This is a genomic window from Pseudomonas sp. ZY71 (genome assembly GCF_036542145.1).
Classification (GTDB): Bacteria; Pseudomonadota; Gammaproteobacteria; order Pseudomonadales; family Pseudomonadaceae; genus Aquipseudomonas; species Aquipseudomonas koreensis_A.
Map to the genome: position 1 here is coordinate 1,356,593 of NZ_CP144274.1, position 17,514 is coordinate 1,374,106.

Here is a 17,514-nt window from a genome sequence, read left to right on the forward strand (position 1 = left end):
CATATTTATGCGTTAATTATGCAAATCAGCATTTGTCTTAACGAATAACTTCAAGCACTATGCGCGTTATGCAAAAACGCAACGTAGCCTCCGTCTTAAGAGCACTGCTCGACCAGCACGGGATCTCCCCCACGGAGCTCCACCGTCGCACCGGCGTGCCCCAATCCACACTCTCGCGGATTCTCAGCGGGAAGATCGTCGATCCCTCGGATAAACACATCTCGAAGATCGCCGAGTACTTCGCCGTGAGCACCGATCAGTTGCGCGGGCGCGCGGATGTCGCGCCATCGGCCGGTGCCGCGCGTGATGATGTACACGCGGAACTCAAGGACATAATGCTGTGGGACGACGATACGCCTGTCGATGATGACGAAGTATCGGTGCCGTTCCTTCGCGAGGTTGAATTGGCTGCTGGATCAGGAAGATTCGTCATCGAAGAGAGCGAGCGCTCTAGCCTGCGCTTCGGCAAACGCAGCCTGCGCCATAACGGTGTGCAGTTCGACCAGGCCAAATGCGTGACAGTGCGCGGCAACAGCATGTTGCCGGTATTGCGCGATGGCGCCACCGTCGGCGTCAATGCGGGCAAGTGCGGCATCGGCGACATCATCGATGGCGACCTGTACGCGATCAATCACAACGGCCAGTTACGCGTGAAGCAACTCTACCGTTTGCCCACCGGCATTCGTCTGCGCAGCTTCAATCGCGATGAACACCCGGACGAGGACTACAGCTTCCAGGAAATCCAGGAAGAGCAGATCGTCATCCTCGGTCACGTCTTCTGGTGGGGCATGTACGCCCGCTAACCAGACCCTCTTCAGATAAACCCGTCCTTTGGCGGGTTTTTTTTCGCCTTGATGAAACCGCCAAACCCTTGAACTGCGGGGCTCCCATGCACCTACGCATTTATCATGCATAAATAAATGCATTTGCGCATTGACTGGATATGCATACATGCATATTATTGCCACCAAGCCGCTCGACAAAGCGGCTGGCAAGAAAGCTCTTTAGTTCCACAAGAACAGGCAGCGATGAACCGGCCTCAACGGTTCAGAGGGTTGGCAACTGACCCGGGTGTGCAGCGTAAAGCACCAGAAGCAGTTATCCGGCGGGCAGGGACCGCGGTCGGAAAAACAATTTGAATGGACTCGTACCGCGCCAGTAGCGCCGAACAGTCAGCTTCCTTCTTGAACACAGGATTTGAAGGAAGGCGAAGGAGCGCATTACTGAAAAGCCCGGCGGACTGCCGGGCTTTTTGGAATGCCTGCCTGGCTTCGATCTGCTCGAGCCGCCAACCGCCAGGTGTTGTAAATCTAAAAAGGAGAACTGCATGAATCGATACGTTTTTATCGCACTGTACAACCTGAAGGTTTATCAAATTCTGGATACCGATGAAACGATGCCAGTAAACCCTCCAGATACTGTGTTGGGAGAATGGGTGGATGTCACGGGTAACACGACAGTCCAGGTCGGATGGAGTGCTTTCAGGGTCGGTGATCATTGGGAGTTTGCCGCGCCTACCTATGACCAGCTAGTACGTGAAGGCCGAGAGATTGCGACCCTGTTGCTGGCAGACACGCAAAAATGGCTGCTGCTCAATCCATTTGATTACAAGGTGGATCTGGGCGTCGCAACGCCTGCTGAAGAAGCAGCGTTACTGGCTTTCAAGCAATACGTAGTCGCCGTGAGCGAATACAAAAATCAACCTGATTTCCCGTACACCATCACTTGGCCAACGATTCCTTTCCCTTTCGTTTAAATCAGCTGTGCGGTTTTCCGGGCCGCATTACTGAAAAGCCCGGAGACTGCCGGGCTTTTTGGAATGCCTACCTGAAGAGACATCGCTTGAACCGAACACACATCACTCATCAATCATCTACGGAGGCGTGACATGACAAACGAGCAACAAGCGTTGGCAGACATGCCGATCTGGCTGGTCATCCTCCTTGCCGTTGTCGGCGGGGTGTCCGGCGAAATGTGGCGCGCCGACAAGGAGGGCGCACGTGGCTGGCCGCTGCTGCGCCGTCTGGCCCTGCGCTCCGGCGCCTGCATGATCTGCGGCGTGTCGGCGATCATGCTGCTGTATGCCGCTGGCATGTCGATCTGGGCCGCTGGCGCTTTCGGCTGCCTCACCGCAATGGCCGGAGCCGACGTGGCTATCGGTCTGTATGAACGCTGGGCCGCCAAGCGCATTGGCGTCTGCGAAGTACCACCTCGCGACCAACCTTGAACCTGGTATTTCTCCGTGCCGCCATGTTGGCGGCAGGGCTGCGCGTGGACGAATGAAAAGGAGGTCATGTATGCCCACACCGATCCAGCAGCCGTCGCAACTGTTCACCGCCATCGCGACGACGCTGCGCAACACCGCCGGACTCAACCTCAATGTCGGTAGTCATGACGATTTCGCTGCACCGGGCGATCAGGCCTGGGGGTTGATCGACTTCGATCGAAACGGGGCGGGAGTGCGTGCCGCTGACGGACGAATTGCGCATGTCATGACGTTGTCCCTGCAAGTCATCCCGGCCCTTTCCGCCAGCGCATTTGCAGCATGCGATCTGATTGCTGTGCTGAAAAACCTGATCACCGACAACCGCTGGGACCTGCCCGCCGATCAATGCGATGTGCCGATCAACATTGATGGTTTGCCGTCGCTGCTGGTCCGTGCCGACCAGCCATACAAGACCTGGACACTGACGTTCGATCAGACCCTCTACCTCGGCCCGACCTTGCTTGACGACCCGCTGGGCACGCCGAAATTCGCTCGCACCTGGGAAGTCAGCAACATTGACGATCCCGACCAGTACACCGCGCTGGAGGCCTGACCATGTTCGACGCATTACTGCGCATGCAGCTGGGGCCGATCATCGAACGTCTGGCCGAAATGGAAGCGGAAATCGACGACCTGCACCGCCGCGCCGAAAGCTTTTGCCGCATCGGCATTTGCCAGACCGTCGATGCCGCGAGCAACACCTGTCAGGTCAGCCACGGCGGATTGCTCACGCCAGCGATCAAGTTTTTCAACCCCAGCGCCGGCGCACAAAGCGAGTCGCGGATTCCGACGGTGGGTGAGCAGTGTCTGCTGTTCAACTACGGCAGCGGCGAAAGCGGCGCACAGAGTGTGGCGTTGTTCGGCTTGAACAGTGACCGCTTTCCACCAGCCTCCGCGGTGCCGACGCTGACCCGTCGAGTGCATAAGGACGGCAGCGAAAGCGGCTACGACGATGCCAGCCACACTCTGCACTGGCAAAACGGCCCGGCAGCCTTCAGCGGTTCACGCGAATCGCTGGAGCTGAGCATCGGCCCGGCCCGGTTAGCGATGACACCACAAATCATCACCCTGCAACTCGGTGCCGTCGGCCTGACCATCGACACTTCTGGCGTGCACTTCAGCGGCCCATTGGTCGATCACCAGGGCCGCGTCATCAGCCCCTGATTCAAGAGCTTCCCATGATCGGAATCGATAGAGACAGCGGGGCCACGGTCGACGACTGGCTGCAATTTGTGCAGCGCGCGACCCGGGCCCTGACTACGCCGCTCGGCACCCGGCAAAAAAGGCCCCTGTATGGCTCGTTGATCCCCTCGCTGCTGGGGCAGAACCTCGGTGACGATGTCCTGCTTCTGGCACAGAGCCATGCGGCGCAGGCGTTCTATAACGCGCAGAACGGGATCAGCGATTTTCAGCCGCAAGTGATCGTCGCCAGCCGCCAGGGCGCCGGTCTGCTGCTGCGCTTCGCCGGCACCTGGAAAAACCGTCAACAGACATTCGAGGTCGTGACATGAGCATGTTGATCCCCGGCCAGAACCAATTGGCCGAACCCGCGCTGATCACCGTTGAAGCCTTCGAAGACTTGCTCGCCGAGTTCAAGACTTTCGTCGTCGAATACGTCGGCGCGCGTTCGCCGGACAGTGCCGCAAAACTCAAGACCAGCCTGGACAACGAAAGCGAATTGCTGACCCTGGCGCTGGAAGCTTTTTGCGTGCGCCTGCAAACCCACGAGCGCAAATACAACGCTCGCATCAAACAGATGCTGGCGTGGTGGGCGACGGGCAGCAATCTCGATGCGCGGCTGGCGGACATGGGCCTGGAGCGGCAGTTACTGGATGCGGGCGACCCGGCAGCATTTCCGCCGGTGCCGGCGATTTACGAAAGCGACGACGACGCCCGCCTGCGTTATTACCTGGCGCCACACGCTCCGGCGGCGGGCTCGCGCATGCAGTATCGCCGCGAAGTTTTCACCCTTGGCGAGCGTCCGACGGTGCAAGTCGAATCCACCGAGGCAGGTGTGGTGAATGTCACTTACACCTTCAACCCCGATGGTCTCGCCGCGCAGGTCAAGGATGGCAATGCTCGGCGCACGGCACCGGGCGAAGTGCAGGTCACTGTCCTGTCCCGTGACGGTGATGGCACGCCCTCCACGACATTGCTTGACGGCGTTCGTCAGCACTTTGCACGACCGGATGTACGACCGGAAACTGACCTCGTCACCGTCAAGGCCGCCGACATTCAGCGCTACAAGATCCGCGTGGTCGCGAAGATCAATTCCGGCCCTGATTCGGGCCTGACCAAAGTCGCCGCACAACAACAATTGCAGGCTTACGCCGACAGCTGTCATCGCCTCGAAGGCCGGGTCGATCCGAGCTGGATCGACTACACGCTGCACAGTGCCGGTGCCGTGCAACTGCAGATTCTTGAACCGCTGGCGCCGATCGTGACGACGGCGTTTCAAGCGCCATATTGCACGGCGGTCGAGGTTGAGGTGCTGACGCTATGAGTGAAAAAAATCAGCGCCCGACGTTGTTGCCTGCGAACAGCTCGGCACTCGAACGTGGACTGGATCTGGGTTTCGGCGCACTGCTTGATCGCATCGCGCCGCCGTTTCCGGAACTGATGAACCCGAGCGAAACACCGATCGCCTTTCTGCCGTATCTGGCAGCGGATCGCGGTGTTGCCGAGTGGAGCACCGCCGCGCCGGAGGCAGAAAAGCGCCTGACCGTCGAACTGGCCTGGCCCACTGCGCGCCAGGCCGGCACTCGCAAGGCGTTGGAAAACGCTGCCAAGGGTTTGCAGTTAAGACCCGAGATCCGCGCCTGGTACGAACAGACACCGCCCGGTGCGCCGTACAGCTTTTCCGTACGCGCCTTCAGCGACCAACCCTACAGCGAAGAAATCGACGCCCGTCTCGACCGGCGCCTGGCTGATGCCAAGAGCGAGCGCGATGTGCTGACGGTCTCCGTTGGCTTGAGCGCTTTCGGCAATCACGTCATCGCCGCCGCGACGTTTTGCGGCGAACTGACCACGGTTTATCCGGTGTTCATCGAAGGGCTGGAAACCTCGGGAGAGGCGTTCATGGCCGCCGGCATGTACACCGTCGAAACATCCACTATTTATCCTCAGGGGGCCTGAATGGCTGACTATTACACCCTGCTCACCAACGCAGGGATTGCCTACGAAACGGCGTGCAAGGCCGCGGGCACGCCGATCAAGTTGACGCAGATTTCCGTCGGTGACGGCGGCGAGGGCGGGGTCTACAACCCGGCCGCAACCGCCACCGCGCTGAAACGCGAAGTCTGGCGCGGGCCGCTCAATGCGCTGTTCCAGGACGAGAAAAACCCGAGCTGGCTGCTCGCCGAAGTGACCATTCCGCCTGATGTCGGTGGCTGGTATGTGCGTGAAGCGGGGCTTTGGACTGATACCGGGATTCTTTACGCCATCGTCAAATATCCGGAGTCGTTCAAACCGGTTCTGGCCACGTCGGGTTCGGGGAAAGAGTTCTACATTCGCTCGATTTTCGAGACGAGTAATGCGTCGCTGGTGACGTTGTTGATTGATGACACGGTGGTTAAGGCGACGCGTGCGTGGGTCACGGGGTACGTGGCGGATGAACTTGCGAAGCTGGATGCCAAACAATCGGTACGTGTTGCGACGACGACCAACATTATTCTGACCGCAGCGCAAACTATTGATGGTGTCGCGGTGATTGCCGGTGACAGGGTGTTGGTGAAGAACCAGACCTTGGCAAAAGACAACGGTATCTACGTAGTTGCTAACGACGTCTGGACTCGTGCAAAAGATGCTGACAGCAACTTGAAAGTGACTTCTGGCCTGACGGTTTCCGTCGAGCAGGGCACAACCCAGTCCGACACGATCTGGCAATTGGTCACTGATGGAGCGATTGCGCTCGGCACCACGGCGCTGATGTTCCAGAACATTACCGTTGGCTTTGCCCCACTGAAATCACCGGCACTCCTAGACAGTCCGACAGCGCCCACTCCGGTGCAATTCAACAATAGCAAATTGTTGGCAACCACCGAGTTTGTGCAGCGGGCGTTGGGTAGTTATGCGGATCTGGTGACTTATCCGGGCAGCATTGATTTGGCGGTGAGCGATGTCGGGAAGCTGGTTTCACCTGGTGGATCCGCTTCAACAATCACACTTCCCGACGCTGGTGCCGTTCCTCAAGGATCGATCGTTACTGTTCTGGCTGGCCTGAATGGAGCTACGTTCAAAGCCAAGGCCGGACAGACGTTGATTGCTATCAATGGCGCTATTGGCCCCTTTACTCAGCCGCAATCGACTGTTTCGGCGTTTCGGCGTTTGAGTAATGGCACGGGCTGGACGATGGAGGGCGGCGACGGAGCATTGAAGTATTCTCCGATCATGTCCGGCCCGCATTGGGTAACCGCACCACAATTTGAGAATGGCAAGACGTTCGCCACCACAGAGTTCGTCCAGCGCGCGTTGGGGAATTTCAGCGGCCAGACAAACATCGAGACTCTTCCAGCTTCACTGACTCCGGCAATGGCCGGGCGCAGGATTGTCATCACCGGGCCGGGAGCTCTGACACTGCCTTCACGGCTCGCCAGCCCGGTCGGGTCCAAGTTCTACATCATCAATATCGGAACAGGTGACGTCACTGTAAATCGTCAAGGTAACGACAGTATTTCTGCCCTTGGCAAGGCGCTCAATAGCATCACGATCCAGAGTGGCTCTAACGCTGTTGTAACGTGCGGCGACAACTATTACGTCGTCGAAGAAGGCGTTTCTTCGCTGAAGTACTCCAATGAATTTTCGGCGTCGTTGTCACCGAACGGCTACCAGCAGCTCCCGAGTGGATTGATTATTCAATGGGGCACCACCACTACCACGGCAACCGCAGACCTGGCTGTCCTGTTCCCGATGACATTTCCGACGAGGTTGGTATCCCTCAATGGGACCGCTTATATCGGTGGCGGCGGTACTAGAGATACAAATGTCATGCTTCGGACTGATGGGCCGGGTAAGGCAGGTTTTAGTGCGGGTGCTTTCCTTTCCGGAACGCGAGTGGCAGAAGCGTTCTATTGGGTCGCTATTGGCTGGTAAGCCTGAGGATTTATTGTGAGCGTAAAACTGGTTGTATTTGATGAACAGCAAAACCTCTCGGGTCGTTACGACTCCGCAATACATGGAAAAAATGTTCCTGGAGGTGCAGTTGAGATCAGCGATGAGCTCTTCCTGAGAACGATCAACGAGACAGACGGTGTGTGGCGGTTGGTCGACGGCGAAGTGGTCAAGTCGCCTTTTCCGAAGATTGAGCCGAATTATCCAGCACTGTTTGCTGCCGAACGTTTTCGACACGAAACGTCAGCGATATTCGTTGAAGCTTTGAATATCGAAACAACCCGCGACAGTCAGGCTCTGATCGCCAGCACCGGCCTCTCAGCCATATTTGATCCTGATTACCGCTGCAACTTCAAGACCCTCGACGGCTTCGTCGAGATCGGCGCCGAACAAATCATTGCCATCGCCAAGGCTGTCCGGGCACACGTTCAGGCCTGCTTTGATCGCGAACTTGATCTGCTCCAGGCTTTTGAGGCTGGAACCTATAAAGATGAAATGCTCGCTGTAGGTTGGCCGGCCTAGGCACTGCCCGCACTGATCACTGCGCTTCAATAAACGCCCCACACCGTGGGGCGTTTCCATATCTGGCCACCCAGGCGGTTGGTTTTAGAGTCGTTACTTATCACACAAGGAAGAACCTATGTTTTACGCACCCTCCACCGGCGGTTTTTACGATCCAGCCATCCATGCAGAAATTCCAGGCGATGCAGTTGAAATCTCGCGTGAGTACTGGCTTGAGTTAGTGAACGGGCGGTCTACCGGCAAGATTATCGTCATGAATGATGACAACTACCCGGTGCTGGTTGATCCGCCGGGGCCAACGCCTGCGGAACTTGAGAGCATTGAGCGCTACTGGCGCAAACAGCAGATCGCACTCACTGATCCCGTGGTCAACCGGCACCGTGACGAGGTGGACCGTTGGCCAACCCAGCTGACCCCGGCGCAATACATCGAGTTGCAGAACTATCGCCACGTGCTGCGCATCTGGCCGGTCGGCGGTGAGTTGCCCTTGAGCGAACACCGCCCGGCTGCGCCGGAGTGGCTCGCTAGCCTGCCCGAATAAAAACGCCCCGCACCGTCGGGGCGTTTTCTTGTCCCCCCAAGCCCCTCCCGTAGAGGGGCTTGGCCGTTTATGGAGAAACGAAAAATGGCAACCCGCCAAACCTACACCGTGCTCGTCCCATTCCCCACCGGCGGTGGGCACTGGTCGAGCATCGGTCAAGACCTCGATCTGCTCGACGTCGAGGCCAGTGCCTTGCACTTCGCCGGTCGACTGGAACTGAAAACCCCAACCACCCAGGCCAAAAAGGCCGCTGCCAAGAAGGCTGACTGACTATGGCTGAGGTTCTGAACTTCGAGCACAACGGCATTACCGTCAATGCCACCGAATCCCCCGAGGCCATGGGTGGCCTGGGTGACAACGTCATCGGTCTGGTCGGCACTGCGCCGAAAGCCGATCCGCTGATTCCGCGTAACGCCCCGTTCCGCATCAACAGCTTCACCACCCATGCACTGCTCGATCCGACCGGTTCGGAAGAGGGCACCCTGTATCACGCGGTTTACCAGATCCTCAAAGTGGTCAAGGTGCCGGTCTACGTGGTGATCGTCGAAGCGGGCGCGACTCCGGCCGACACCGTCAACAATGTGATCGGCGGTGTTGATCCACTGACCGGCCGCAAGCTCGGTCTGGCTGCGCTGGGCAGCGTTCCGGAAGACCTGACCATCATCGGTGCTCCGGGCTTCACCGGCACCAAAGCGGTGGCCAGCGAGTTCGCCTCGTTCGGCAAGCGCATCAAGGCCCGAGTGGTGCTGGACGGCAAGGATGCCTCGGTCGCCGATCAAGTGCTGTACAGCCAGGAACTCGGCGGCGCCGATCTCGGTTTCGACCGCTGCCTGGTGGTCCACAACATGCCTGCCGTTTATTCGAAAGCGGCGAAGAAAAACGTCTTCCTGTCGCCTTCCAGTCTGGCGATTGCCGCGCTGGCCAAGGTCAAGCAGTGGGAGAGCCCGGGCAACCAGGTGACCTACGCCGAGGACGTTTCGCGGGTCGTTGAATACAACATCCTCGACACTTCCACTGAAGGCGATCTGCTCAACCGCTACGGCGTCAGCTACTACGCCCGCACCGTGCTCGGCGGTTTCTCGCTGCTGGGTAACCGCTCGATCACCGGCAAGTTCATCAGCTACGTCGGCCTCGAAGATGCGATCAGCCGCAAGCTGGTCAAGGCCGGCCAGAAAGCCATGGCCAAGAACCTCACCAAGTCGTTCATGGATCAGGAAGTCAAACGCATCAACGACTGGCTGCAAACCCTGGTCGCCGACGAAACCATTCCTGGCGGCAGCGTGTATCTGCACCCGGAACTGAACAGCGTCGAGAAGTACAAGAACGGCACCTGGTACGTGGTCATCGACTACGGCCGCTACGCGCCGAACGAACACATGGTTTATCAACTCAACGCCCGCGATGAAATCATCGAGCAGTTCCTGGAGGACGTTCTCTAATGTTTACCAACCGCGTAAGACAGGCCATCGCGGCCACCCTGCAAGGCCTGCCGCTGTCGGCGACCGTTGAAGAATTCACTCCGCCGAAGATCGAATTCGATGTGGAAGAGATGCGTGGCGGTCGCTTCATCGTCGAGGAAATGGCCAAGGGCGGCAAAGCGCTCAACGCCAAGCTGACCCTGCAAGGTCTCGGCGCCGAAGTCATGCTCGCACTGGGTGTGAAGCTGGGCGACGACATCCTGCTGAACGTGCGTGAAGCCGGTCAGGATCAGGATGGCAACACCTGGTTCACCTACCACACCGTCGGCGGCAAGTTGAAGTCCCTCGAAGAAACCGCCGTGAAAATGGGTGAAAAACCCAAGACCAATCTGGAGCTGTCCTGCCGCACCTACAACCGCCTGGAAAACGGCGTACCGGTGATCGATATCGACGTGCGCACCCAGAAGTTCGTGCTCAACGGCGTCGACATCCTCGGTGATGCCCGGCGTGCGGTGCTGATGCCGTAACCCTCGGCACAACACAAAAACCTGTAGGAGTGAGCCTGCTCGCGATGAGGTCAGCACATGCAACATCAATGTGCTTGAAAGACCGCTATCGCGAGCAGGCTCACTCCTACAAGGGAATAGCGACACCCCTAAAAAAGAATCACCAAGGAATTCATACATGTCGTGGATGCCACCCCAGCATGACCTGCTGTCGCCGATCACCGGCGACGACGGTTCGCAGATCAACCAGATCCAACTCAAGCCGCTGTTCTACGCCGCGCAAAAAGAAGCGCTGGAACGCGCCGGCGATGACGAAGACGATCAGTTCTTCGAACTGGCACTGCTCGCCACTGGCCTGTCGGTCAAGGAACTCGACCAGCTCAAGCGCCCGGACTACGTGAGCATCGCCCAGTACGTGCACGAGATGTCGACACGCCCGGCTTCATACTTTCTCGACCAGGTCGAGGACGCGCAAAAGTCCGACGATCCCGATCAGGTGCAACTGCTGCAACCGCTCGCCGTGACTGGCCGCACCGTGACCTCGCTGTCGCTGGAAATGCCAGTACTGCGCGCCACCAAAGTGATGAAGAAACTGAAAACGGCCAAGGAACGCGCCGAGTTCATCACTGCCCACTGCACCGGTCTGATGATTCCCGATCTGGCCCTGATAAGCGTCCCGGACTGGACGCAATTGCAGGTGCGCATTGACGATTTTTTAAACCAGCCGGCGGCCTACTTTCGGAACGCGACATCGAAGTAATCCTCGATATCGTCCCGCTCATTTACCCGGTAAGTGAAGCGGAGATTCTGGAATGGGACGCCGAAAAGGCGTTGCGCCGCTACGACATAGCGATCACTCGCCTTGGCGTGAAACAGGAGTAGAGCGGCAATGGCAGAGAACAGATATGCGCTCACATACGCCGGTGAGAGCAGCAATGCAACGGGCGGATTAACACTGCCCGACAACCTCGGAAAACCGCTGCAGGATTTGAACGTCACATTGGCGTTGGCAAGCGTGGATATTCGTTTGCTGACCCAAGAGCAGATCAAGCTGCGCGAACTGTTGGTGAGCCAGCAATCGCTATTCAAGGTCGTGGCGGCGGCCCCGGCTGCCAATAGTGAATCGAAGTCCAAACTCAAGGCAGAGGTCGAGCAGCGCTCACCCCCTAAAGCCATGCAAGCGACGATGGCACAGCAGACCTCTTTGTCTGAACTCAATCGAGTGCTGAAACTGGACAAGGATCAACTTCAGGCGCTTTCACAAGAAACCCTGAGGATGGCCAGCGAGAAACAGGTTGCTCCCAGTGGCGCCACCGGCGTGGATCTGCTGCAGGTGCAACTGGCTGCGGCCAAGTCGGGGGTGGGTGAAGGCCTTCAACCCGAGCTTAAAGTTGCCGCCTTGACCGACTTCGCTCGTGACGCGGCGATCAACGCTTCGGCGTTCGGCGTTGATGTGAAAACAGCCAGCGAGATGATGCTGGCCTGGCAATCCGCGATGAACCTTGATCGTGGCAAGAGCCAAACCCTGGCCGATGCGACCAACTATCTGGGGCACAGCACGCTGGACGCGACATCGGCGGACATCGGCTCGGTCGTACAGAATGTTGGTGAAAAAGCCGTCGCTGGCGGACTCACGCCGGAGCAGGTCGCGGCACTGGCCGCAGCGTTTTTGAACAGCGGTGTCGACAAGTCCGCAGCGGGAGCCGGGCTCAACAGTCTGATGACGGTGCTTGCCAAGGCCGACACGACCACGGATGAGCAGCGCACTGCCTGGGCTTCGCTGGGCCATGGACTGGGGCCGGAGGCAGTCGCCACTGGCATGAAGACCGATGCGTCGGCGACCATCATCAAGGTCATGGAAGCCCTCAAGGACAAGAAGCCCGAAGAGAAGGAGGCTTTGACCAAGACCCTCTTCAGTGGCAACGACGCCATTCTCAAGTTGCTGAAAAAGCCTGAGGACGTGACCAAGGCGTTCAGTCTGCTGACTGTGCCGAATCCCGAAGCCCCGTCGAAGCTCGATTACGCCGGGTCAGTTGCCAAAGACGCTGAGCAATTGGGGGGCACCTCGCAAGGACGCGTCAATGCGCTGGACGCGAGTGTCACACGGTTGTCTACGGCCGCTGGCGGCGCACTCACCAATGCGTTCGATGGTGTGGTGGTCTCTCTGGATGCTGTCGCCAGTGGCATGGCCCGCTTTGCCGAGGAGCAGCCCAGGGCGACAGCGGCGTTGCTCATGCTGGGCGGTGTTATTGCCTTATCCCGGGGCGCGCAAATCAAAGCCGCCACGACCTCACTCATTCGCGGTACGGCGACAAAATTGCTGACGACGGCAGGCGCCGGTCCCCTAATCGATGTTCTGGATCGGTCTGCTGACGCTGACGATACCGACAAGCCCGATAAATCCCGGAAGTCTGGCAAGTCCGGAAAACGCCGCAAGCCCGCCAACTCTAAAGCCCCCGTCAAGCGCTCATCTGTCGCGCCACGAACACCTGCGCAACCACGCCCGACATTGCGCAGCCGTTTGACAGACGCCAAAACCCTGGCCAAGGGGTTCAGCAAAACCAATGCATTGCTGACTGTGGCCACTGCGGCTCCCGACGTGATCAAGGGCCTGCAGGAAGGTGACAATAAATTGGTGGGCGGTGCGCTGGGTTCAGCCGGCGGCAGTCTGGCCGGTGGTTATGCCGGTGCAGTTGCCGGCGCGATGATCGGCAGTTTCATTCCCGTCATCGGCACGGCCATCGGTGGTGTGGTGGGCGGCATCGTCGGCAGTACGATGGGCAGCATGGGCGGTTCTTGGCTCGGTGAAAAACTGGCACCGGCCTCCGACAAACTCGCCCCGCCGGCAGACGTCGCCAAAGAACTGCCGAGCGCGCAGACGCAAAACCAGCAGGTGAGCTTTTCACCGTTGATCCAGGTCACCTGTCCGGCTCCGGACACGGCTGAACAAATCCGCACAATCATCGGGCAGCAACTGAGTGGACAATTCCACGGCCAGTTCCTGCCGCTGTTGACCAACAACCCTCTCGCCACCCGCCGTGACGCAGCCCTCACCGATGGAGCCGCCTGATGAAACAACAAATGGCATTAGGCAGTTTCATTCTCGGCCTCTCGCGCCAATTTGCGTACCACTCGCTGTTGCGCAAGTCCGATGGCGGCTGGACGGAAATACAGATCCTCACCAGCAAACCGAAATCCAGCCAGACCGGGCAGAAGCCGGAAACCCTGACCATCACCGGCAAGTCGATGTACGCCGTGGCCATGGATCGGCTGGATGAATTGCGCGACTTGCAGGCGCTGCGTATACCGCTGCCGCTGATCGATGGCATCGGTCGCAACTGGGGTCTGTGGCGGATCAACAACGTTCAGGAAACCCAGACCTACATCATCGATGACGGTACGGCGATGGTGGTCGATTGGGTCATCGAATTGGCGGAGTTCAATAATGCGTAAGGTCCGAAGCGTGGCCGGTGATTCGGTGAATCTGCTGCTCTACCGCGAAACCGGGCGCAGCGACGATGCCGCTGAAGAAGCCCTGTGGAAACTCAACCCGACCCTGGCCGAACACGGCCCGGTTCTGCCCGCTGGCATCTGGGTCGTGCTGCCTGAGCTCGACAGCAAACCCGCCGCGATCAAAGCGCTCACGGCCTGGGATTAAGGAGGTTGTATGGCATTGGGTTTTACCCCGGTCGTGCAGATTTATGGCGCAAACGCGGATCTGCTCAACCAGCGTCTGATCAGTTGGGAGCACATCGATGCCGCCGGTATCGAGTCGGATCAACTGACCCTGACCATTGATCTGGAAGGCCTCGAGGGGCTGCCGAACCTCGGCGGAAAAATCGGCCTGCTGGTGGGTTATCTGGAAATGGAAGAGATGGTCGACAAGGGCCAGTTCAAAGTCACTCGCCTGACGCCGACGCTGTTTCCGTTTCGCCTGACCCTGGTGGCCACTGCAGCGCCGTTCAGCAAGGATGACGAGACCGGCTTCAAGCAGCGCCGCACCGCCAGTTATGGACCGACGACGCTCGGTCAATTGTTTAGCCAACTGGTGTCGCAGCACGGATTTTCATCGCGTGTCGCTGCGGACGTGTCGATGATCAAGATCGCCCACGTCGACCAGTCCAATGAAACTGACATGGGCTTTCTGACGCGGTTGGCAAAGAAGTACAACCTGGTCGCCAAACCTTATGGCGATGCGTATGTGCTGGCGCGGCCCGGGCAGATCAAATCAATCTCGGGGCAGAAACTGCAGGATGTGACGTTGTCGGTCACCCACAACAATCGTCCCGGCGATCACGCCTTCATCAGCGCCACGCTGGAAGAGGCCGCCCGCGAACAGGCCAAGGGCTGCAAGACCTGTTTTGTCGATGCTGTTACAGGCGTTTTGCACTGGGTCGAAACGGGACTTGCGCCGTTCAAGACCATCCGCCAGAAGCAACCCAACGAAGCCGACGCCATCGCCGTCGGCGAGGGCGAAGTGCGCAAAATGCTCCGGCAAAAGTTCAAGGTGAAGATCACCTGCCCGGGCGATCCGCGACTGGCCGCTGAAGGCCTGGTGCTGCTCGATGACACCTGGCCGGACTTCATGCGCGGACGCTGGTCGATCGACAAGGTCACCGCCAGCGGTAATCGCGAGAACAGCTATCGCTGCCTGATCGATGCCAGCGGCCTCGATCCAAAGGCTGAAGACTGATCTCTCAACACCACCAATCCCTTGTAGGAGTGAGCCTGCTCGCGATTGCGGTGTGTCAGTCACCATCGATTCTGACTGTAAGTCCGCTATCGCGAGCAGGCTCACTCCTACATGAGTCCTGCGGTAACTCCCACTATTTGGAACACCCCCATGAAGATCACCCCGATCCTCACGCAGCTGCGTGGGCAATGCCCGAGCCTGGCCGATCACATTTCGGTGGGTGTCGATCTGGCGCTGCTACAAGGCAACCCGGATCTGCCAACACCCTCGGCCTACGTGCTGCCAATTGCCGATCTGGCCAGCAACAGCACCTCACAAAACCTAACCACCCAACCGATCCGTGACCGCTTCGAAATCGTCCTGGTGCTTGACGCCACCGACGCTACAAAAGCACTGGATCTGTTGCACGACCTGCGTGCCGAGTTGTGGCGCGCGCTGGTTGGTTTCAAACCTGATTCCACCTACAGCGCCATCGTTTACGACGGCGGCGAGATGGTCTCGATCAACAGCAGCCGCGCCTATTACCGGCTGCGCTTTTTTGCCGAGTTCCAGCTCGGCCGCAATCTGCCGAGTCAGCCTGCGGAGAGTTGGCACGAACGCGAACTGGACGGTTTGTCGTCCTTTACCGGGGCCACCGTGCGGGTCGATGCGATCGACCCGGCCGACCCCAACCTGAAACGCCCGGGCCCCGATGGGCGCGTGGAAATGACTTTCTCTGGAGACGTAACCCCATGAGCAATCGCATCACCGTACTGCCGGCCGCTGGCCGCGTCGTACCTGACCCGGAGGCGGGCGATCTGCTGCCGGCCGAAGGCCGTGACGTGCTGGACAGCGCCTGGTGGCGCCGACGTCTGGCCGACGGCGATATCACCCTCAAAACCGCACCAGCCAAACAAAAGGGAGCCAAATAATGGCGATCGGATTCAGCAACATCCCCGCGGACATTCGTGTACCGCTGTTCTATGCCGAAATGGACAACTCGGCCGCCAATAGCGCGAGCTCGACCATGCGTCGTTTGATCGTTGCGCAAGTCAACGACAACATCGCTCCGAGCGAAGTCGGCAAGCTGGTACTGGTCTCCAGCACCGCGCTGGCCAAGAGCATCGGCGGTCAAGGCTCGATGCTCGCCTCGATGTACGAGACCTTCCGCAAGGCCGACCCGATCGGCGAAATCTGGTGCCTGCCGCTGCATAACGCTGAAGGCGCCATCGCCAAAGGCGTGCTGACCCTGACCGGCACCGCCACTCAGGCGGGCGTGCTCAATCTGTATGTTGGCGGCGTGCGTGTGCAAGCCACCGTGGTCAGCGGTGCTACCGCAGCCCAAGCGGCCACGGCACTGGCGCAGAAAATCAACGCCACTGCCGATCTGCCGGTCAGTGCGGCGGCCGTCGACGGCACCGTGACCGTGAGCGCCAAATGGGTTGGCGACAGCGGCAATGACATCAGTCTGCAGTTCAACCGCCTGGGCAAGAGCAACGGCGAAGACACACCGGCCGGCCTGGTCACGGCGATCACGGCGATGATCGGCGGCGCTGGCGTACCGGATCAGATTGCAGCGGTTGCTGCGCTGGGTGACGAACCGTTCGAGTTCATCGCATTGCCATGGTCGGACCTGGCCACGCTCAACACCTGGCAAGCGGTCATGGATGACAGCAGCGGTCGCTGGTCGTGGGCCAAACAGCTGTTTGGTCACGTCTACAGCGCCAAACGCGGCACCGTCGGTACGCTGGTCGCTGCAGGTCAGGCACGCAATGACCAGCACATGACCATTCAGGCGCTGGAGCCGGGCGTTCCGCAACCATTCTGGGTACAAGCCGCGGCACTGGCTGCGCGCACCGCGGTGTTCATTTCCGCCGACGCCAGTCGTCCAACCCAGAGCGGCAGCCTGCCGGGTGTCGATCCGGCGCCGGCCAGCGAGCGCTTCACGCTGACCGAGCGTCAGTCGCTGCTCAACTACGGCATCGCCACCGCGTACTACGAGGGCGGTTACGTGCGCATCCAGCGTTCGATCACCACCTACCAGAAGAACGCTTTTGGTCAGGCCGACAACTCCTACCTGGACAGCGAAACCATGCACCAGTCGGCGTTCATCGTGCGTCGTCTGCAGAGTGTGATTACCAGCAAATACGGTCGGCACAAACTGGCCTCCGACGGCACCCGTTTCGGCGCCGGCCAACCGATCGTGACGCCGGCGACCATTCGCGGCGAGCTGATCGCGCAGTACGCCAAGCTTGAACTGGAAGGCCACGTCGAGAACGCCGAGCTGTTCGCCGAGCACCTGATCGTCGAGCGCGACGTGCAGGACCCGAGCCGCGTGAACGTGCTGTTCCCGCCGGATTACATCAACGGTCTGCGCGTGTTCGCGCTGCTCAACCAATTCCGTCTGCAGTACGACGACGCGGCTTGATCCGCGCGTTTGACGGCACGTTTTCAGCCCACCTCGCGTGGGCTTTTTTATG

General features: G+C 59.2%; 22 protein-coding genes. All 22 read left to right on the forward strand.

From position 1 onward, the window contains the following. Positions 1-68: 68 nt before the first annotated feature. The 22 genes from VY732_RS05825 (at position 69) to VY732_RS05930 (ending at position 17,462) form a co-directional block, all read left to right on the forward strand. Complete coding sequence (locus VY732_RS05825; protein WP_007908821.1) at positions 69-803, forward strand: XRE family transcriptional regulator; 735 nt, start codon at positions 69-71, stop codon at positions 801-803. Positions 804-1,327: 524 nt separating this feature from the next. After that, complete coding sequence (locus VY732_RS05830; RefSeq protein WP_137217528.1) at positions 1,328-1,756, forward strand: tail fiber assembly protein; 429 nt, start codon at positions 1,328-1,330, stop codon at positions 1,754-1,756. A 132-nt stretch (positions 1,757-1,888) separates the two neighbouring features. After that, positions 1,889-2,227: a phage holin family protein gene (locus VY732_RS05835; RefSeq protein ID WP_077571337.1), complete on the forward strand. Its 339-nt coding sequence runs from the start codon at positions 1,889-1,891 to the stop codon at positions 2,225-2,227. A 70-nt stretch (positions 2,228-2,297) separates the two neighbouring features. After that, on the forward strand, positions 2,298-2,819 hold the full coding sequence (locus VY732_RS05840; protein WP_331694890.1) for a hypothetical protein: 522 nt from the start codon (positions 2,298-2,300) through the stop codon (positions 2,817-2,819). Positions 2,820-2,821: 2 nt separating this feature from the next. Further along, positions 2,822-3,430 (forward strand): phage baseplate assembly protein V, encoded by a 609-nt coding sequence (locus VY732_RS05845; RefSeq protein WP_077571339.1) that lies wholly within the window; start codon positions 2,822-2,824, stop codon positions 3,428-3,430. Positions 3,431-3,444: 14 nt separating this feature from the next. Beyond that, complete coding sequence (locus tag VY732_RS05850; RefSeq protein WP_007908814.1) at positions 3,445-3,777, forward strand: phage baseplate protein; 333 nt, start codon at positions 3,445-3,447, stop codon at positions 3,775-3,777. Continuing rightward, a complete protein-coding gene (locus VY732_RS05855; RefSeq protein ID WP_331694891.1) occupies positions 3,774-4,769 on the forward strand; it encodes a baseplate J/gp47 family protein in 996 nt (331 codons plus the stop codon). Before VY732_RS05850 ends, VY732_RS05855 begins: the two co-directional genes overlap by 4 nt. Next, on the forward strand, positions 4,766-5,401 hold the full coding sequence (locus tag VY732_RS05860; RefSeq protein ID WP_116028760.1) for a phage tail protein I: 636 nt from the start codon (positions 4,766-4,768) through the stop codon (positions 5,399-5,401). The genes VY732_RS05855 and VY732_RS05860 overlap by 4 nt, the downstream gene beginning before the upstream one ends. Beyond that, a complete protein-coding gene (locus VY732_RS05865; protein ID WP_331694892.1) occupies positions 5,402-7,357 on the forward strand; it encodes a phage tail protein in 1,956 nt (651 codons plus the stop codon). Positions 7,358-7,372: 15 nt separating this feature from the next. Next, positions 7,373-7,897, forward strand: a complete 525-nt coding sequence (locus VY732_RS05870; protein ID WP_240049773.1) for a DUF4376 domain-containing protein — start codon at positions 7,373-7,375, stop codon at positions 7,895-7,897. A gap of 118 nt (positions 7,898-8,015) precedes the next feature. Beyond that, entirely contained in the window at positions 8,016-8,438 is a 423-nt protein-coding gene (locus VY732_RS05875) for a phage tail protein (protein ID WP_077571342.1), read from the forward strand. 84 nt (positions 8,439-8,522) lie between these two features. Beyond that, positions 8,523-8,708 carry a hypothetical protein gene (locus VY732_RS05880; RefSeq protein WP_007908808.1) on the forward strand — a complete coding sequence of 62 codons (186 nt, stop codon included), beginning with the start codon at positions 8,523-8,525 and terminating at the stop codon, positions 8,706-8,708. A gap of 2 nt (positions 8,709-8,710) precedes the next feature. Continuing rightward, complete coding sequence (locus VY732_RS05885) at positions 8,711-9,877, forward strand: tail protein (RefSeq protein ID WP_034154903.1); 1,167 nt, start codon at positions 8,711-8,713, stop codon at positions 9,875-9,877. Further along, complete coding sequence (locus VY732_RS05890) at positions 9,877-10,383, forward strand: phage major tail tube protein (protein ID WP_016985055.1); 507 nt, start codon at positions 9,877-9,879, stop codon at positions 10,381-10,383. Before VY732_RS05885 ends, VY732_RS05890 begins: the two co-directional genes overlap by 1 nt. 157 nt (positions 10,384-10,540) lie before the next feature. Further along, positions 10,541-11,122, forward strand: a complete 582-nt coding sequence (locus tag VY732_RS05895; protein ID WP_331694893.1) for a phage tail assembly protein — start codon at positions 10,541-10,543, stop codon at positions 11,120-11,122. Between the two features lie 129 nt (positions 11,123-11,251). After that, on the forward strand, positions 11,252-13,432 hold the full coding sequence (locus tag VY732_RS05900; RefSeq protein WP_331694894.1) for a phage tail tape measure protein: 2,181 nt from the start codon (positions 11,252-11,254) through the stop codon (positions 13,430-13,432). After that, positions 13,432-13,815 carry a phage tail protein gene (locus VY732_RS05905; protein WP_331694895.1) on the forward strand — a complete coding sequence of 128 codons (384 nt, stop codon included), beginning with the start codon at positions 13,432-13,434 and terminating at the stop codon, positions 13,813-13,815. The genes VY732_RS05900 and VY732_RS05905 overlap by 1 nt, the downstream gene beginning before the upstream one ends. Beyond that, positions 13,808-14,020, forward strand: coding sequence for a tail protein X (locus tag VY732_RS05910; RefSeq protein ID WP_064393145.1), 213 nt, complete (start codon positions 13,808-13,810; stop codon positions 14,018-14,020). The genes VY732_RS05905 and VY732_RS05910 overlap by 8 nt, the downstream gene beginning before the upstream one ends. A gap of 9 nt (positions 14,021-14,029) precedes the next feature. Next, the gene (locus tag VY732_RS05915) at positions 14,030-15,055 is read left to right on the forward strand and encodes a phage late control D family protein (RefSeq protein ID WP_331694896.1); all 1,026 of its coding nucleotides are present in this window, start codon (positions 14,030-14,032) and stop codon (positions 15,053-15,055) included. A gap of 150 nt (positions 15,056-15,205) precedes the next feature. Then, positions 15,206-15,790: a phage tail terminator protein gene (locus VY732_RS05920; protein WP_331694897.1), complete on the forward strand. Its 585-nt coding sequence runs from the start codon at positions 15,206-15,208 to the stop codon at positions 15,788-15,790. After that, positions 15,787-15,966, forward strand: a complete 180-nt coding sequence (locus tag VY732_RS05925; RefSeq protein WP_123594864.1) for a DUF2635 domain-containing protein — start codon at positions 15,787-15,789, stop codon at positions 15,964-15,966. The genes VY732_RS05920 and VY732_RS05925 overlap by 4 nt, the downstream gene beginning before the upstream one ends. Further along, on the forward strand, positions 15,966-17,462 hold the full coding sequence (locus VY732_RS05930) for a phage tail sheath subtilisin-like domain-containing protein (RefSeq protein ID WP_331694898.1): 1,497 nt from the start codon (positions 15,966-15,968) through the stop codon (positions 17,460-17,462). Before VY732_RS05925 ends, VY732_RS05930 begins: the two co-directional genes overlap by 1 nt. The last annotated feature ends 52 nt before the right edge of the window (positions 17,463-17,514 follow it).

Excerpts from the sequence above, each read along its gene's own strand:
- VY732_RS05840 (WP_331694890.1), top strand. The coding sequence starts at position 2,298 with ATGCCCACACCGATCCAGCAGCCGTCGCAACTGTTCACCGCCATCGCG.
- VY732_RS05825 (WP_007908821.1), top strand. The coding sequence starts at position 69 with ATGCAAAAACGCAACGTAGCCTCCGTCTTAAGAGCACTGCTCGACCAG.
- VY732_RS05925 (WP_123594864.1), top strand. The coding sequence starts at position 15,787 with ATGAGCAATCGCATCACCGTACTGCCGGCCGCTGGCCGCGTCGTACCT.
- VY732_RS05845 (WP_077571339.1), top strand. The coding sequence starts at position 2,822 with ATGTTCGACGCATTACTGCGCATGCAGCTGGGGCCGATCATCGAACGT.
- VY732_RS05895 (WP_331694893.1), top strand. The coding sequence starts at position 10,541 with ATGTCGTGGATGCCACCCCAGCATGACCTGCTGTCGCCGATCACCGGC.
- VY732_RS05885 (WP_034154903.1), top strand. The coding sequence starts at position 8,711 with ATGGCTGAGGTTCTGAACTTCGAGCACAACGGCATTACCGTCAATGCC.
- VY732_RS05890 (WP_016985055.1), top strand. The coding sequence starts at position 9,877 with ATGTTTACCAACCGCGTAAGACAGGCCATCGCGGCCACCCTGCAAGGC.
- VY732_RS05835 (WP_077571337.1), top strand. The coding sequence starts at position 1,889 with ATGACAAACGAGCAACAAGCGTTGGCAGACATGCCGATCTGGCTGGTC.
- VY732_RS05830 (WP_137217528.1), top strand. The coding sequence starts at position 1,328 with ATGAATCGATACGTTTTTATCGCACTGTACAACCTGAAGGTTTATCAA.
- VY732_RS05875 (WP_077571342.1), top strand. The coding sequence starts at position 8,016 with ATGTTTTACGCACCCTCCACCGGCGGTTTTTACGATCCAGCCATCCAT.
- VY732_RS05850 (WP_007908814.1), top strand. The coding sequence starts at position 3,445 with ATGATCGGAATCGATAGAGACAGCGGGGCCACGGTCGACGACTGGCTG.
- VY732_RS05920 (WP_331694897.1), top strand. The coding sequence starts at position 15,206 with ATGAAGATCACCCCGATCCTCACGCAGCTGCGTGGGCAATGCCCGAGC.
- VY732_RS05880 (WP_007908808.1), top strand. The coding sequence starts at position 8,523 with ATGGCAACCCGCCAAACCTACACCGTGCTCGTCCCATTCCCCACCGGC.
- VY732_RS05905 (WP_331694895.1), top strand. The coding sequence starts at position 13,432 with ATGAAACAACAAATGGCATTAGGCAGTTTCATTCTCGGCCTCTCGCGC.
- VY732_RS05915 (WP_331694896.1), top strand. The coding sequence starts at position 14,030 with ATGGCATTGGGTTTTACCCCGGTCGTGCAGATTTATGGCGCAAACGCG.
- VY732_RS05855 (WP_331694891.1), top strand. The coding sequence starts at position 3,774 with ATGAGCATGTTGATCCCCGGCCAGAACCAATTGGCCGAACCCGCGCTG.
- VY732_RS05865 (WP_331694892.1), top strand. The coding sequence starts at position 5,402 with ATGGCTGACTATTACACCCTGCTCACCAACGCAGGGATTGCCTACGAA.
- VY732_RS05930 (WP_331694898.1), top strand. The coding sequence starts at position 15,966 with ATGGCGATCGGATTCAGCAACATCCCCGCGGACATTCGTGTACCGCTG.
- VY732_RS05910 (WP_064393145.1), top strand. The coding sequence starts at position 13,808 with ATGCGTAAGGTCCGAAGCGTGGCCGGTGATTCGGTGAATCTGCTGCTC.
- VY732_RS05860 (WP_116028760.1), top strand. The coding sequence starts at position 4,766 with ATGAGTGAAAAAAATCAGCGCCCGACGTTGTTGCCTGCGAACAGCTCG.
- VY732_RS05900 (WP_331694894.1), top strand. The coding sequence starts at position 11,252 with ATGGCAGAGAACAGATATGCGCTCACATACGCCGGTGAGAGCAGCAAT.